The following is a 14,095-nucleotide window of genomic DNA, read 5'->3' on the forward strand; positions in this document are numbered from 1 at the left end:
GGTTAAGCGCAAGGTGACATGTTTATAAGGGATTCGGGATAATCCCTTTACAAAGAAGCATTCCGTTCCACCTTGGCTGTGGATTGGAATGCTTCTTTTTCATTCCAACATCTCCGCCGCGAGAACGGCGACCTCCAGCTTTTCCAAGCCGAAGAAAGCCTCGTTCGTCATATCGAGCGGAAAGGGCGGGCGAACCGATTCGAACCAGGCGAGTCCCGATTTATCGCAAAACCAGTCGTATCGCTGCGGCTCCTCGATTTTTTGATCCGGCCACGCCTCGGTCAGCTTCGGGCTGTAAAACGGTTCCTCTCCCGGCAGCAGCGCATTTCCTTTCAGCTTCGTAACGTATGGCTTGGACGAATCGTGCCGGGTTCCCGTAAACAGATGCGGCCAATAATCGGTTCGAGAGCCCGTGTGAGGCGTTGCTTCGGCAAACGCCAAAACCCCTTTGAACACGGCAGGCACGCCGTACAGCAAAGCGTAAAGCTTTTTGCCGACGCCGATACGTTCCTCCAGGCTGGCGAAGCTTTCGAGAATGAGCCCGGCAAGCCTTGGCAGCGGCTTCGTCCGGCCGCCGTTCCCCGCCGATACGCGATGCCGCCCTGTATCCATAGCGGCAGGTTCCGTGACCGGAGCGTAGGGGAGAAGCACTTGCGTCAGCTGAAGCCATGCATAAGCGTGGAATGCGGCCGTGTTCAGCAGCTCCTCGCGGAATGTCTTATTTTGAACGACGCGTCCTTCGATATAGTTCTGCTCATTGACGATCAGTCCGATTGTCAGCGGTACCGGATCCCTATCCTTTAGAAATTGCTCCCATAACGGAGTCATAAATGCGGAAACATGGAAGTGCGGCAGCAGCCGGGTAAGGCCGGTACCGCGCTTTTTGGCTTCGGCGTAAAGCAGGAGCTGCGGATATGCGTCGCCGAAAATAAGCGCATTCGCACGCTCCAAAAATTGGAACATCCGCTCGCTTTGTGCAGGCGTAATCATCCTTGCCAACAGCTCGCCGCGCAGATCGGTCATAGCCCACCCGCCGTTGCGGGATACCATGTGGGCGAGGAACGCCCAATGCAGCTCCGGATGTTCGCTGTATATACGCCAATACGCTTCCGTTCGCGTTATGTTGTTGCGGTTGCATCGCTCGGTTTCCGCACGGATCGTCTCGATCAGTTTACGGTCGTCATATGTCGGCGACGGGAGCGTTTCCGTTCCCTCGTCGAAACGACTGCCGATCGGTCCGTTCGGCGCCGTTCTCCCGTCTTTGCCGTTCGCACATGCCGTATGATCCAGCATAACCCCTAGACGGCCGCGCAGCATTCGCGAAACGGAGGGGCGTATTTGAAGCGGCTGCGAATCGCGGAGCAGGGCAGCCGAGCGCGCATATCCACGCAGCTTCCCTTGAAGAAGCTTCCAACCATTAGCCGCGAACTGACCTGCAAGCTTGAAGAACCCGTCGGTTTGCACAGCTTTCGGCATCGGCTTCCCACCCCCCAACTTTATTGAAATCATTCCGGATATTTTCAAGGACAGCAGAGCCGTTCTATCGGACGGATTGTAGACTTACGAAATTATCGTTTCCTTTTTGACGGAAAAAGAAACCTATGGGCGTTTGGCGCGTATAATTAGTCATGCGGTTACGATCGAGTATGAAAGCGGCTGTCTTCGGCAGTCGCAAATCAGTCGTTGCCCAAATTGGGACTTGGGGAGAGATCGGAATGAAAATCAAGAAAATGGGAATGCTTTGCGCCATGCTCAGCTTCCTGCTGCTTGCGCTTGCGGGCTGTCAAACCGTAGGCGGCGTTGATATTACGAAGGCGCTAGTATCGGGTGCTGACGTAAAATCGTCGGAAGGCTCCGCTTCCGTTACGCTGGAGCTTCTCGGAAACGGCAAGCCGGACAGCGATAATACGGCAGTGCTCAAGTACATAGAATTGCTCAAGAAAGTGACTATCAATCTGAAGGAAATCAAAACGGAATCTCCGGAGCTGCTTTCGGCAAAAGGGGAAATCGCGTTATCCGGTGGCGTAACGATTCCTTTGTCCCTGACGGTTGGAAAAGATAAGCTGACCGTCCTGTTCGACGGTGCAAGCAAGCCTTATGTGCTTAATTTGAAAGAAGCGCTTCCGCTTGACAAGCTGCTTCCGGTTGAGCTTCCGCTCGATTCGCTTGGAAGCAATCCGTCGGTCATGATCTCGAAGCTTATGCCGTTCATCGCCAAAAGCTTGCCCGAGCCATCCGTAATCAACGTGGAGAAGGCTACCGAAACGATCAATAACGAAGCGGTGAGTCTGAACAAGGTGCATTTTGAAGTTAAAGGCAAGGAAGTAGCGGGACTTATCAAGCAGTTTATCGGCAATATTCTTGAAGACGAAGCAGGACTTCGCGAGCTCGTAAAAATGGTCATGAATCAGAGCAGCGCGCAAGGCGGATTTGACTTCAGCGGAATTGCCGTCGAATTTATTAAACCTATGCTTCAAGATCTGCAAGCGAACATCGACACGAAACTAGCGGAAACAGGATTTGTGAACGATAAGTTCTCGTTGAAGTCGGATCTGTTCCTAGACAGCGACCTGTATCAGCGGAAAGCGAATTTCGAGCTTTCGATGAGCTTGCCGGAATTGGAGAAAGACGGTTTTACAGGACTGAAGGTAACGGGCACCATGGACAAATGGAACCTCAATAAACCGGTGACTGCCGACGTTATCGACGTATCCAAGGGCGCTCTGGAGCAAACGGAAGATACGAAAATGGCGCATTTCATCAAAACGCTCGGAGAGGATTCGAAGCTATACGGCTTGCTTGTGAAAGATTTGCAAGTATTAAAGAAAGAAATCGTCCTGCAGATGTCGGATGACGGAAAGCATGTTCCGGATACGCTCAATCCTTTCATCAAAGAAGGCAACACGATGGTCCCTGTCCGCTTCGTAACCGAAAGGCTGGATGCGGATGTGGAGTGGAACAACGATACGCGTGAAGTAACGATTACGGATATCATGACGGGCAAGAAGGTCGTATTGACGATCGACAGCAAATCGGTTCAAGTAAACGGTCAAACGCTGAACGAGCAGCAAAGCCCTGAAGTCGCGCCTGAGATTGTCGAAGGATCGACTTACGTACCGGGTGCGTGGCTTGCAAGATTGTTCGACGCTACGACGGCTTGGAACAACGATACCCGTCAAGTGACGATCAAGAAGGACTAACGGCGTGTTAGCATAACTTGCAGCCGGGTATATATGAAACGGATAGAGCGTAAGCTGCTCTGTCCGTTTTTTTCATATAAGGTTTCACCTATCAAGCGCTTATATTTCAAAGGCTAAAAGCGCGCGTCCCAAAGGATGGCGAAGCCGGGTATGCTTTATGCTGCGACGACTGTGGTATAAATTTACAACCGAAAAGGTTGTTTTTTTTATTTGTCGCACATATAATTGTTATGACAAGTATATTTGGAGGAGCGGAACCTATGACATTCGATCTTGCCAAGGAAACGGTAGGGCAGCTGTTTAGCTTGACTTACCGGAAAATCGGCCATGTACTGGCAACACGTTTTAAGCCGTTCGATATAACGACCGAGCAGTGGAGCGTGTTATCGCGCCTTTCCGAGCAGGAAGGCATCAGCCAGAAGGAGCTGGCGAACCGCAGCTTGAAAGATCAGCCGACCGTTACACGGATTCTCGACTGCCTGGAGCGCAAAGACTTGATTCGCAAAACGGCCAACGCGGAAGACCGCAGGTCGTTTCTTATTTATATGACTGAGAAAGGCAAGGGCGTGGTGGGCGAGCTGCTGCCTCATTTTCATCAGGCGTTAGCCGATGTGACGGAAGGGATTCCGGAGAAGCAGATCGAGTTGTTCCGCGAAACGCTGTATAAGATGATCGAGAACGCGGAGCGCCATAAAGCCTGAAGCGGTGTATGGCGGGCCGGATGAAATTAAACGAGTTGAGGTGCAGCATGGAAAAGCAGCCAGAGGCAATGCCCCGGTTATGGACGAAGCCGTTTATAACCGTGACTTTATCGAATTTATTTTTATTTTTGAACTTGCAAATGATCACGACCGTTTTACCCGCGTTCATTGCAGCCGAATATGACGCAAGCAGCGTGACGGTCAGCTGGGTCATCAGCATTTTTGCGCTTGTGGCGATCGTGACGCGTTTCTACGCCGGTAATGCGATATTGCGTCTCGGCAAAACAAGGATGCTGATGATCGGTCTCATCGTCTATTTGGCGGCGACTGCGAGCTATTATTGGGCTGGAGCGATCGCGCTGATTATGGCGGTCCGGATCCTGTACGGCATCGGCTTCGGCTTGACGAGCACAGCGGTCGGAACGCTGGCATCGGATATTATCCCGCAGAAGCGGATCGGCGAAGGAATGGGGTATTTCGGTCTTTCAAGCGGCTTATCGATGTCGCTCGCTCCTGTTATCGGACTTGCCGTGTATCAAAGCTTCGGCTTCGATTGGCTGATCTTGATTTCGACGCTGCTTGTCGCCATCGTAATCCCGCTATCGCTGTCGCTGCGTTCCTTCGGAGGCGAGGCTGCGGCTTTGCAGCGGGCGAAGGCGATCATTCACCGCGCCGAAGAGAGGGGCGATACTACAGACGGCGCCGCTGACGCAAAGGGGCGGAACAAGCTCATAGACAAAGAGGTTTTGCTGCCGTGTTTTTTGAATTTGTTTTTTACGGTAACGTACGGCGGCTTGATCAGCTTTCTGACGATGTTCGGCAAAGAAACGCATATTGCGAACGTCGGCTGGTTTTTCCTTTTTAACGCGCTTGCGGTTATGCTGGTACGTCCTTTCTCGGGAAAATTGTTCGACCGCAGCGGTCCGGCAGCCGTTATGCCGGCAGGGGCGCTTTTCGTTATCGGAGGGCTTGTCCTCCTTTCTTATTCCGCTTCGACTGCCGTTATGATTGCAGCCGCAGTTTGCTACGGCATCGGCTACGGTGTTTTGCAGCCTTCTCTGCAGGCTTGGACGGTAAAGCGAGTTAGACCGGAAAGACGCGGCGCGGCTACCGGGATGTTTTACAACTCCACCGACCTTGGCATCGCTATCGGCTCCTTGACGCTTGGGATCGTGGCGACGCAAACGAGCTACGCCATGATGTATCGGTTGTCTGCAGGGTTCCTCGTATTGTTTCTGCTCGTTTACGCATTGTCTTATTTCGGCCGGGAAGCCAAGCGCGCCCGTCAAACGGCGAGCGGACAGCTATGACGGGATGCTCGAAGCGAACGGAGTAACATGCGATCCGTTATGCTATAATAGGATTTGATAGCGAACGGGGAGGCATGAGCGTGCGAAGAGAAGATGTCATTCCGAAGCATATTCGGATTCGAAATAAGTATTTGGGTATTTTGCTGGCCATCGGGATAGCGATCGGTTCGGCTGCAGGATTTTTCTTCGAGAACCCTGCGACCGGTATTATTCCCGGCGTCGTGGTCGGTTTAATTAGCGGAACGATCATCGGCAATATTAAAGCGAGGCCCTATATCGAGCAGGAATAAGGAAAATCCGGCTGCGGGGGTAAAAACAACCGTCAAAAAAGGACAGCTTCTCCGGACCGCCAAGCGGCGGCCGGATGAAACTGTCCTTTTTGCTTTGCTGAATAAAGCCGGCTAGCTGTCGTCTGAATCGGACCCCTCCGGAGGAGGAGGAGCCGCTCCGGGCAATCGTCCTGCGCGGCGCAGCGTTTCGCGGAGCAAAAACTCGATATGAGCGTTGACGCTGCGGAACTCGTCCTGCGACCAGCGTTCCAAGGCTTCGTATATTTGAGGGTCGATGCGGAGCGGAAAGCTTTTTTTAGGAGCCATGACGCACCGCTTCCTCTAGTAAAGCGTCCCGGTGTTTATGACGGGGCTGGCGGAACGGTCGGATACGATCGCCACCATCAGATTGTTGATCATTGCTGCCTTGCGCTCCTCGTCCAGCTCCACGATGCCTTGCTCCTGCAATTGGCCGATCGCCATCTGTACCATGCCGACAGCGCCTTCCACGATTTTTTGCCGTGCTGACAATATCGCCGCCGCTTGCTGCCGCTGAAGCATGGCGCTGGCGATCTCCGTCGAATAAGCGAGATGGGTCAGACGCGCTTCGACGACCTCCACACCGGCTACCGCAAGACGCGTTTGCAGCTCCTGGCTCAGCTCGGCAGCTACTTCATCGGAATTTCCGCGAAGCGAATAAGCTTCTCCCGCGAAATTGTCATAAGGATATTTACTGGCAACATGGCGCAGAGCGGTTTCGCTTTGTATTTCCACGAATTGCTCGTAATTGTCGACGTCAAACAGCGCTTTGGCCGAATCCACCACTTTAAATACGACGACCGCGGCGATTTCGATCGGATTGCCTTCGACATCGTTTACTTTCAGCTTGGCGCTGTTGAAGTTGCGTACGCGAAGCGAAACCGTTTTACGAATGGAGAAAGGGACGGTCAGCCAAAGTCCGCTTTTGCGGATCGTTCCTTTATAGTCGCCGAAGAATGTAATGGCAACCGCCTGATTAGGCTGTACGACCGTTAGGCTCGCCATGATCACCAACACGATCGCCTCTGCAATGATGCCGGTTACGAATTGCTCCTGCACAAGAAGAAATATGCCGCCTGCAAGCAGAATAACCAGAATCAGGGTGGCGAAGTAGCCGTTGACGGCTAAAGCTTTTTTCTCGTTCATCTTGTGACCTCCCACATGATAGTATTGTTTTGATATTTATATGATATCACAATTGAAAAAATATGTAAATACATATGAAATAAAAATCGCCGTTTTGCACGGCGACATGTTTTAGGCGAATGCAAGATCTTGTAATCGTCGTCCCCCTTACATGGATTGCAGCGCCTGTTTGAGAAAAGATCTTCTTTCTTTAATATACGTTTCGATGACATCCGGTTCGTCTTCAAAAACGGAATAAGACCAATTTCGCATTTTATCTTCACGAATGTAAGGCGCGATCGCCTGATGCATCCGATATACTTCGGGCATGATTTTGGAGGCGGTAAATGCGGATTGCAAAGTTTCCTGCAAAATTTGCTTGTACTTCTCGCGAAAGGGTTTGATGGAGAGCAGGATCCGGGTAAGCTCGTTATAGCCCGTAGCTTTCACCATGTCGCTGGCGGTTTTTCTGCCGTAACAGTTGCGGCCCCAGGTTCCTTCATAATCCCAGGGGAGCATTCTGTATTTCAGCTTCGTTTTATGTTTGTAGAGTGCGTAGTTTTGCTCGAAACCGTCATAATTGCTTGTGAAAACGGCGCCTGCCAGCCATCTCAAATAATTGTCGACATCAAGCTGGGCGGCTAAATATTTAACAAGCTGCTGTCCGCGCAGCGTGTTAATATTACGAATGAATTCGACAAGCCGCTTGCGTTCGGTTGTCGTTCCGATAATATGCTCATAGCCGTTGAACAACGACGATTTGCGCCGGGAGGAGTCGTAGCCGTTCAGCCCGAAGTTCGCATCGTCGCTAACCGCATAAACGAGCAGGGAAAAAGGAATTCCTCTGCGGTTGAAAAAACGCCGGTTGACGCCTTCGATTTCCAGATAAACGCCCAGATCCTGTCCGTTCAGCTCTAGCCTGATATGCCTGACAGCCGGACAACTGAGCCCGATCCAACGCAAAAAGGTAAAAGACAGCGCGTTACGAATCATCGATGGATCGTCGTATTCCGAATTGAGGTGGAGCGTTTTGTAGCCTTGGGCGATTTCATACGATTTCTTATTGTATTTACGCGTATGATTTCCCCGATACCGAATGCGGATCGCCTCGCGTCGGCCGGACCCGGTAATCAAAGTGGCTTTCACGAAATTATCGCTCCATACGTCCTCCTGCAGCCTTTTCCACTGCGAATCGGAGATGACGACACGTCGGACAGGTAAGCTCATAGCGCGGCACCAGCCTCCGGAAATAGTCGTGGAAAAACCTATCAGTCGGAAACCGATAGGTTTTTCGCCTATTTAATTGAAAAGGGTTAGCTGCGACCCGAACCCGAACGACCGGAACCGGAGCGGCGCGAGCGTCCGGACCCGGAACGGCCCGAACGACCTGTACGGTCGGAACAGGAGCGTCCCGAGCGACCGGAATGTCCGGTGCGGCCGGAATGACCTGTACGTCCCGAGCCCGAACGCCCTGTACGGCCGGAACAGGAGCGTCCCGAGCGACCGGAATGTCCGGTGCGGCCGGAATGACCTGTACGTCCCGAGCCCGAACGCCCTGTACGGCCGGAACAGGAGCGTCCCGAGCGACCGGAATGTCCGGTGCGTCCGGAATGACCTGTACGTCCCGAGCCCGAATGCCCTGTACGGCCTGAGCCTGAGCGTCCCGAGCCCGAACGGCCTGTACGTCCGGAGCCTGAACGACCCGAACCCGAGCGGCCGGAGCGATGTGAACGGTGAGAACGACCGGAACGACCGGAGCGACCGGAACGACCGGAGCGACCAGAACGACCGGAGCGACCAGAACGACCGGAACGACCGGAGCGGTGGGAGCGGTGGGAACGGTCAGATCGACCCGAACGGCAGGATTTATCCGATTTGTTCGATTTCTCCGATTTGCTGCAGTCTATGTCGTCTGTGCCCTCACGTTCCCAGTTGCCACAGCAGTCCCAGCAGCTTTCGTATACGAGGCCGTCGGACAATTCATCAAATCTAGGACTCGACATCCAAAATCCCCCTTTCATTTGATATGCTCCATACTATGGCTGAGGATTGAACGATGCTTGGTTAGTAGTTTAGCGGCACAAAAAAAGGCAGGAGATTAGAAGATACGAAATAGAGAAACGTTCCATTGCTAGAAACGGGACGGATTTGGTAGAATCACGTCTCCCGGCGGCGGATTGACTTTCGCTTATCCGCATGCTATAAAGAGGAAAATCAATTCGAGTGCAGGAGGCAGCGTCATGATCCAAGTAAAAACGGAGCAGGAGTTTAACGAACATATCGCCAATGCCAAACCGACTATCGCCATTTTCAAAACGACCTGGTGCAAAGATTGCCATTTTATCGATCCGTTCATGCCGGATGTCGAGCAAGCGTACGCGGACAGGCTGACCTTCATTCAAATCGACCGCGACGATTTCCCCGATTTATGCGAGCAATTGAATATTTTAGGCATCCCGAGCTTTATCGCTTTTCGCGAAGGGAAAGAGCTTATCCGCTTTGTCAGCAAGCTTCGCAAAACGCGTGATGAAATCGAGCAGTTCCTCGATCGTTCCGTTGAGGTCGCAGGCGCTATCGGATAACTGCCGCCGCACATTCGGCGCGGATTGTTGGAACTCATGCAGAGCGCACGCTGACTAACAGACGGGCGTTCAACCGTAACGCGTCCTTTCGGGCGCGTTTTTTCAATGTCCCGGAACGCATATTCTTCGCTGATTATTCGACATCGGCAGACGCCGCGTCAAAGGATGCGGCCGGGCTTCCGGGTATTTCAAAGCATTGTCACAATTGCGAATGGAATCGCCCCGCAAATATCGCTATAATGAGACATGAAGCTGCCTGTCTGACATCACGGTTTAAGAGACCGGCCGTTTAACTTCGAACCAGCAAAGAAGGTGCTTGGGCTTGAACAACAAGTTTATACAGAGATTGTGCTTGGCGAACTCGGTAGGGATGTTTCTTGTTCTGCTGATGGGCGCATTGGTTACCAAAACCGAGTCGGGGCGGGGATGCGGAGACGATTGGCCTTTATGCAACGGCAAATTCGTACCCGCATATACGATCGATTCGATGATTGAATACAGCCACCGGTTTGTGACTGGAATCGTAGGCTTAATCGTACTCGCGGCATTTATTGTCGTCTTGCGGCGAAGCAAACGGATGGATGCCAAAATTCACGCTTCGGGCGTTCTGTTCTTTACGATCGTGCAGGCGGCGCTTGGCGCGATGGCGGTTATGTGGCCGCAATCCTCGATGGTTATGGCGCTGCATTTCGGCATATCGCTGCTGGCGTTCGCATTTACGGTGCTGCTGTATTTTGCAATCCGTGAAGAGTTCGGTGCGGAGAAAGCGAACCCTTCCGCCGTTCGTCCGGGTCCTTCGGTCTGGAACCCCGGCAACGTAGCCGTGACCAAAGGTTTTCGCAAGCTGGTGTGGTTTACGCTCATCTATTGTTATTTCGTCGTTTATCTGGGCGCATATATCCGGCATACGGAATCGTCCGGGGGCTGCACGGGCTGGCCGCTATGCAACGGGGAAGTGATCCCCGAGCTGTCCGGCGCGACGGGAATCGTATTCATGCATCGTGTCGGGGCTATTCTCTTATTCCTCGTCATCGCTTTATTGGCCCGCGCGTCGGCCAAAAGCGATTTGCCGAAACGGATCAAGCTTTCCGGGAAATGGTCGTTATATTTAGTGACGCTGCAGGTGTTCAGCGGAGCATTCGTTACCCTCGCCTTCGGTTCCGATTGGTACCTGCTTGCGAGCTTGCTGCATACGGTTATTATTTCTTGCTTGTTCTCCATTTTGAGTTATTTGGGCTTTATCGTTCTTCCAGCGGGTACAACGAAGCGGGCGGCATAACCGCCCCTTCGCGGCGCCCGCTTGTCGGCTTTGTAGGACAGTGAAGCCGTTTATCCTGTCACAAGGAATTCGGCCTGCAGAAAGCGAATATAAAGAGCGATACATCCACCCCTTTTATCGAATAAGGAGAGAGAACCGGCATGCACTGGCAAATCCATAATGGCGGCAATCCGGTATCGGATATGTTGAATGCGAGAAGGGACACCAGCCGCCGTCACGCCGGCTATCCGACGCCTCTTGCCGTCGACGCCGGAATGAAGCGGGTATACCGGGAGAAAGTTATCCCACAGGAAGAGATGTTCAGACTCGTTGCCCGCCGCCGGTCCGAAGATTTGCGGGGTTATAAGCGATGACCCACAACAAGCAGCATTCTGCGCTACCTCATGCGGCACTTGTCGCTTCGTTCATGCTTTGGGGAATCAATATCATCTCCATGAAGGTCGGCGGACGCGAATGGGATCCGCTGGTTTTTAACGGTTTGCGGTATGCAAGCATATTACCGATTCTTTGGGGTTACGCTTTGTATTACAGGAAGCGCGCAAATCAGGGCCGGCTGTCCGGGGAGTCCGTTTCGTATAAAATGGAACGCGGCGACCTGTGGCTCGCTATCGGACTTGGCGTGCTTTCCGCAGTCGGACTGGAAGCAATGTTCTCGTATGCGCTGCAGTATTCGAATGCGGCTAACGGGGCGGTGCTCGGCCGCGGTTTTATGCCGGTCATTACCGTGCTGTTCGCTTTATGGCTGCGCGAAATCAGGCTCACTCCGCGGCTGCTGATCGGCTTGCCGCTGGCCGTAGCCTGCGTGGCCGTCGTCGTAGCCGGCGGCAGCGAAGGCCTTCGTTTTACCGCCGAAACGATGCGCGGCGACGTCCTTCTTTTGCTGCGCAGCGTGCTGGGAGCCGTTTATTTGATCGGTATGAACCGCTTGGTGAAGAAATACCCGCTGCCGTTGCTTGTCGCCATAGAAATGACGGCAGGGGCTGTCGCGCTGCTGCCTGCAGTCGTTATGCAGGTGGATGGGGATATGCTGGCCTCGATGTCCGGAACCGGTTGGATCAGTCTTGCGTATACGGCTTTATTCGGGACTGTGCTCGGTTTTTATGCGCATAATTGGAGTCTCGGAAAGCTTGGTCCGGTGAAAGCATCGGTATACGGCTTCCTGCTGCCTGTAATGGCCGCAATCTCGGGGTACGTGCTGCTCAGCGAATCGCTCTCCGCGTATCAGATCATCGGAGGGACAGGGGTTCTGGCGGCGATGTACATCGTACAGAAGGACAGATATCAGAAACGTGCTGCGATACCGGTCTCCCGTTCATCAACGCCCGATCATCAGCAAAGGGGATGAAGCTAATGCTAAGAAGCATGTTTTCCCAGAAGAAAAGGATCGACGAAGGACTGCTGCTCGAAACGATGCAAGCGATCGAAGCTTACCGTGCTTTTATCCGCAAGCAGAAGGATCAGGGGCGTACGAGCCGGCCTTACTCGCTGGACAGGCTTGAACTGCACATCCACGGCTTCGAGAGGGCGCTGGACGAGCTTGAGCAAAGCAAATACGCCTGCGAGCAATCGGGCGCCGCTATCGGCGGCAAGCGAAATCTGGAGGAAATGAACGCTTCGGAATGGGATCATTACCGGAGGCATGTGTACTTCTATAAAAATGCATTTATCCGCGTTTTCTCGATTTTGGACAAGCTGGGTCATATTATGAACCAGGTGTTGGACCTCAAAACGGAACGCGTCAAATCGCGTTTCTCCTATTTCACCGTTCTGCGCCAAATGCACGACAAAAAAACGCTTCCCGAGCTTGAAACGAGGCTGTATCAGCTGAAAAACAATCATCAAGAAGCGCTCAGCAAGCTTCGTTCCCAACGAAATATGGAAATTCATTCGCTCAACGCCGAAATGGCGGACGATGTCAAAAACGCGGGCAGCTCCGATGACGACGGGCTTACGCCTGTTGAGAACATCAAAGCGAATATGAACGATTTGTCGTCATGTTACGAAATGGTTTGCCGGACGCTGCTTCTCACTTTTACTTTTCTGAAGAGCAAACGAATATGCTGACAAAGCTGTCGGTCGTACTGGGGGTTTGGCATGGAACGCAAAGTTGCGCTTATTACGGGAAGCGCCAAAGGCCTTGGCAAAATGACGGCGCTTACGCTGGCCGAGCAGGGCTGCGATATCGTCGTCAACTATGTACATAGCCGCGACGAAGCGGAGGAGCTTCGGGAAGCCATCGAGCGGAAGGGGGCGCGATGCATAACCGTTCAAGGGGACGTCTCGCGTTCAGAGGATATGCGGAAGCTGGTGGCGGAAACGGAGCAGCGCCTCGGCGGCATCGATATTTTGATCAATAACGCAGGCCCGTTCATACGGGAACGGCGGTTGTTCGCCGATTATAAGCCGGAGGAAATCGATTATTTGATGCGCGGTAACCTGCTCGGCGTTATTGAGCTGGATCATCTTGTTCTGCCGTATATGCGCCGCAAGCACTGGGGACGAGTCATCCATTTCGGCTTCGGACATGCTGCAGAAGCCCGGGCGTGGCCGCATCGCGCGGTTTATGCCGCGGCCAAGGTAGGTCTCGTTTCGTTTACCAAAACGTTAGCCGTAGAGGAAGCGGGCAACGGGGTGACTGTAAATATGATTTGCCCGGGGGATATTCGCGGAGCGAACAAAGAAAAGCATATTCGCGACGTCGAGCATATAACGGACGAAGAGTCGCCGCGCGGCCGCCCTGGAACGGGGGAGGACATCGCGCGCGTGATCGCATTTCTCTGTTTGCCGCAATCCGATTTCATCACCGGCAATATTATGGATATTTCGGGCGGGCTCGATCCGATCCGAACGATTCAAAGCACGAACAAAAAAAGCTGAGCGCCGTGTCGGCGTCTCAGCTTTTCTCTTATATAAAAATAAACCTCCAGTTCCGTCATGCAACGGAATTGAAGGTTTACGACAGGCTTAAAATACTTGCATGACCTCTTGAACGCCTTCGACTTCTTCCAGCAATGCGCGTTCGATGCCGGCTTTCAGCGTGATCGTGGAGCTCGGGCAGCTGCCGCAAGCGCCAACCAGCTTCAGCTTGACGATACCGTCTTCTACGTCGACAAGCTCAACGTCGCCGCCGTCGCGCTGCAAGAACGGACGCAATTTATCTAGAACCTCGAGTACTTCATCATACATCGTGCTTTGTGTTTGTTCACTCATTTGTTTCATCTCCCTTCTTCCTTTATTATAGTACATAACCGGCGAAATTAAAATGGCCGTCATAGATCGTTCAAAGGCAATGCATATAAGCCGGGAAGGCCTTACACAATGCAAGAGGTGGAATCATGAGACCGATTATCGAATTTTGCGTTAACAATATGCACCACGGAACCGAAGAGGTTATGAAAAAGCTCGAAGCCAATCCCGATTACGATGTCATCGAATACGGCTGTCTCGGCAACTGCGGAGAATGCTATTTATTTCCGTATGCGCTTGTAAACGGAGAAACCGTCGCGGCGGCCACAGCCGATGAGCTTTATGAACAAATATTGGCGAAAGTCAAAGAGATCGAAGCGATGTTCGATCTCCTTGGAGAATGA

At 52.7% G+C, this 14,095-nt stretch carries 16 protein-coding genes; 11 read left to right on the forward strand and 5 right to left on the reverse strand.

Going from position 1 to position 14,095, the window contains the following annotated elements:
* Positions 1–99: 99 nt before the first annotated feature.
* Positions 100–1,476, reverse strand: coding sequence for a DUF2515 family protein (locus DQG23_RS15260; RefSeq protein WP_158560537.1), 1,377 nt, complete (start codon positions 1,474–1,476; stop codon positions 100–102).
* 239 nt (positions 1,477–1,715) lie between these two features.
* On the opposite strand from DQG23_RS15260, the gene DQG23_RS15265 reads away from it, so the two are divergent.
* The 4 genes from DQG23_RS15265 to DQG23_RS15280 all read left to right on the forward strand — a co-directional run bounded on the left by DQG23_RS15265 (position 1,716) and on the right by DQG23_RS15280 (position 5,501).
* Positions 1,716–3,200 carry a copper amine oxidase N-terminal domain-containing protein gene (locus DQG23_RS15265; RefSeq protein ID WP_158560539.1) on the forward strand — a complete coding sequence of 495 codons (1,485 nt, stop codon included), beginning with the start codon at positions 1,716–1,718 and terminating at the stop codon, positions 3,198–3,200.
* 260 nt (positions 3,201–3,460) lie between these two features.
* The gene (locus tag DQG23_RS15270) at positions 3,461–3,901 is read left to right on the forward strand and encodes a MarR family winged helix-turn-helix transcriptional regulator (RefSeq protein ID WP_158560541.1); all 441 of its coding nucleotides are present in this window, start codon (positions 3,461–3,463) and stop codon (positions 3,899–3,901) included.
* 47 nt (positions 3,902–3,948) lie between these two features.
* Positions 3,949–5,211, forward strand: coding sequence for an MFS transporter (locus DQG23_RS15275; RefSeq protein ID WP_113031730.1), 1,263 nt, complete (start codon positions 3,949–3,951; stop codon positions 5,209–5,211).
* A gap of 80 nt (positions 5,212–5,291) precedes the next feature.
* The gene (locus DQG23_RS15280; RefSeq protein ID WP_238177898.1) at positions 5,292–5,501 is read left to right on the forward strand and encodes a septum formation initiator; all 210 of its coding nucleotides are present in this window, start codon (positions 5,292–5,294) and stop codon (positions 5,499–5,501) included.
* A 111-nt stretch (positions 5,502–5,612) separates the two neighbouring features.
* Here the strand turns inward: DQG23_RS15280 and DQG23_RS15285 are convergent, their stop codons facing one another.
* The 3 genes from DQG23_RS15285 to DQG23_RS15295 all read right to left on the reverse strand — a co-directional run bounded on the left by DQG23_RS15285 (position 5,613) and on the right by DQG23_RS15295 (position 7,871).
* Positions 5,613–5,807: a type II toxin-antitoxin system antitoxin gene (locus DQG23_RS15285; protein ID WP_113031731.1), complete on the reverse strand. Its 195-nt coding sequence runs from the start codon at positions 5,805–5,807 to the stop codon at positions 5,613–5,615.
* Between the two features lie 15 nt (positions 5,808–5,822).
* Positions 5,823–6,665, reverse strand: coding sequence for an SPFH domain-containing protein (locus DQG23_RS15290; protein ID WP_113031732.1), 843 nt, complete (start codon positions 6,663–6,665; stop codon positions 5,823–5,825).
* 147 nt (positions 6,666–6,812) lie between these two features.
* On the reverse strand, positions 6,813–7,871 hold the full coding sequence (locus tag DQG23_RS15295; protein ID WP_113031733.1) for a CotH kinase family protein: 1,059 nt from the start codon (positions 7,869–7,871) through the stop codon (positions 6,813–6,815).
* Between the two features lie 1,013 nt (positions 7,872–8,884).
* On the opposite strand from DQG23_RS15295, the gene DQG23_RS15310 reads away from it, so the two are divergent.
* The 6 genes from DQG23_RS15310 (at position 8,885) to DQG23_RS15335 (ending at position 13,382) form a co-directional block, all read left to right on the forward strand.
* Positions 8,885–9,226 (forward strand): thioredoxin family protein, encoded by a 342-nt coding sequence (locus DQG23_RS15310; RefSeq protein WP_113031734.1) that lies wholly within the window; start codon positions 8,885–8,887, stop codon positions 9,224–9,226.
* A 370-nt stretch (positions 9,227–9,596) separates the two neighbouring features.
* Complete coding sequence (locus DQG23_RS15315) at positions 9,597–10,505, forward strand: COX15/CtaA family protein (RefSeq protein WP_420330234.1); 909 nt, start codon at positions 9,597–9,599, stop codon at positions 10,503–10,505.
* A gap of 140 nt (positions 10,506–10,645) precedes the next feature.
* Positions 10,646–10,858 (forward strand): hypothetical protein, encoded by a 213-nt coding sequence (locus DQG23_RS15320; RefSeq protein ID WP_113031736.1) that lies wholly within the window; start codon positions 10,646–10,648, stop codon positions 10,856–10,858.
* Entirely contained in the window at positions 10,855–11,850 is a 996-nt protein-coding gene (locus DQG23_RS15325) for a DMT family transporter (protein WP_113031737.1), read from the forward strand. Before DQG23_RS15320 ends, DQG23_RS15325 begins: the two co-directional genes overlap by 4 nt.
* A 5-nt stretch (positions 11,851–11,855) precedes the next feature.
* Positions 11,856–12,569, forward strand: coding sequence for a Cthe_2314 family HEPN domain-containing protein (locus DQG23_RS15330; protein ID WP_113031738.1), 714 nt, complete (start codon positions 11,856–11,858; stop codon positions 12,567–12,569).
* 30 nt (positions 12,570–12,599) lie between these two features.
* A complete protein-coding gene (locus tag DQG23_RS15335; RefSeq protein ID WP_113031739.1) occupies positions 12,600–13,382 on the forward strand; it encodes an SDR family oxidoreductase in 783 nt (260 codons plus the stop codon).
* Between the two features lie 87 nt (positions 13,383–13,469).
* Here DQG23_RS15335 and DQG23_RS15340 read toward each other — a convergent pair whose 3' ends face one another.
* Positions 13,470–13,715 (reverse strand): NifU family protein, encoded by a 246-nt coding sequence (locus tag DQG23_RS15340; RefSeq protein ID WP_113031916.1) that lies wholly within the window; start codon positions 13,713–13,715, stop codon positions 13,470–13,472.
* A gap of 125 nt (positions 13,716–13,840) precedes the next feature.
* Between DQG23_RS15340 and DQG23_RS15345 the strand changes: the two genes are divergently transcribed.
* Positions 13,841–14,095, forward strand: coding sequence for a YuzB family protein (locus DQG23_RS15345; RefSeq protein ID WP_113031740.1), 255 nt, complete (start codon positions 13,841–13,843; stop codon positions 14,093–14,095).

Source organism: Paenibacillus contaminans, from assembly GCF_003285015.1.
GTDB lineage: Bacteria > Bacillota > Bacilli > Paenibacillales > NBRC-103111 > Paenibacillus_V > Paenibacillus_V contaminans.

Coding starts and splice junctions, on each gene's coding strand:
- DQG23_RS15285 (WP_113031731.1), bottom strand. CDS start 5,807: ATGGCTCCTAAAAAAAGCTTTCCGCTCCGCATCGACCCTCAAATATAC.
- DQG23_RS15310 (WP_113031734.1), top strand. CDS start 8,885: ATGATCCAAGTAAAAACGGAGCAGGAGTTTAACGAACATATCGCCAAT.
- DQG23_RS15340 (WP_113031916.1), bottom strand. CDS start 13,715: ATGAGTGAACAAACACAAAGCACGATGTATGATGAAGTACTCGAGGTT.
- DQG23_RS15320 (WP_113031736.1), top strand. CDS start 10,646: ATGCACTGGCAAATCCATAATGGCGGCAATCCGGTATCGGATATGTTG.
- DQG23_RS15330 (WP_113031738.1), top strand. CDS start 11,856: ATGCTAAGAAGCATGTTTTCCCAGAAGAAAAGGATCGACGAAGGACTG.
- DQG23_RS15335 (WP_113031739.1), top strand. CDS start 12,600: ATGGAACGCAAAGTTGCGCTTATTACGGGAAGCGCCAAAGGCCTTGGC.
- DQG23_RS15325 (WP_113031737.1), top strand. CDS start 10,855: ATGACCCACAACAAGCAGCATTCTGCGCTACCTCATGCGGCACTTGTC.
- DQG23_RS15315 (WP_420330234.1), top strand. CDS start 9,597: ATGTTTCTTGTTCTGCTGATGGGCGCATTGGTTACCAAAACCGAGTCG.
- DQG23_RS15295 (WP_113031733.1), bottom strand. CDS start 7,871: ATGAGCTTACCTGTCCGACGTGTCGTCATCTCCGATTCGCAGTGGAAA.
- DQG23_RS15260 (WP_158560537.1), bottom strand. CDS start 1,476: ATGCCGAAAGCTGTGCAAACCGACGGGTTCTTCAAGCTTGCAGGTCAG.
- DQG23_RS15270 (WP_158560541.1), top strand. CDS start 3,461: ATGACATTCGATCTTGCCAAGGAAACGGTAGGGCAGCTGTTTAGCTTG.
- DQG23_RS15265 (WP_158560539.1), top strand. CDS start 1,716: ATGAAAATCAAGAAAATGGGAATGCTTTGCGCCATGCTCAGCTTCCTG.
- DQG23_RS15345 (WP_113031740.1), top strand. CDS start 13,841: ATGAGACCGATTATCGAATTTTGCGTTAACAATATGCACCACGGAACC.
- DQG23_RS15290 (WP_113031732.1), bottom strand. CDS start 6,665: ATGAACGAGAAAAAAGCTTTAGCCGTCAACGGCTACTTCGCCACCCTG.
- DQG23_RS15275 (WP_113031730.1), top strand. CDS start 3,949: ATGGAAAAGCAGCCAGAGGCAATGCCCCGGTTATGGACGAAGCCGTTT.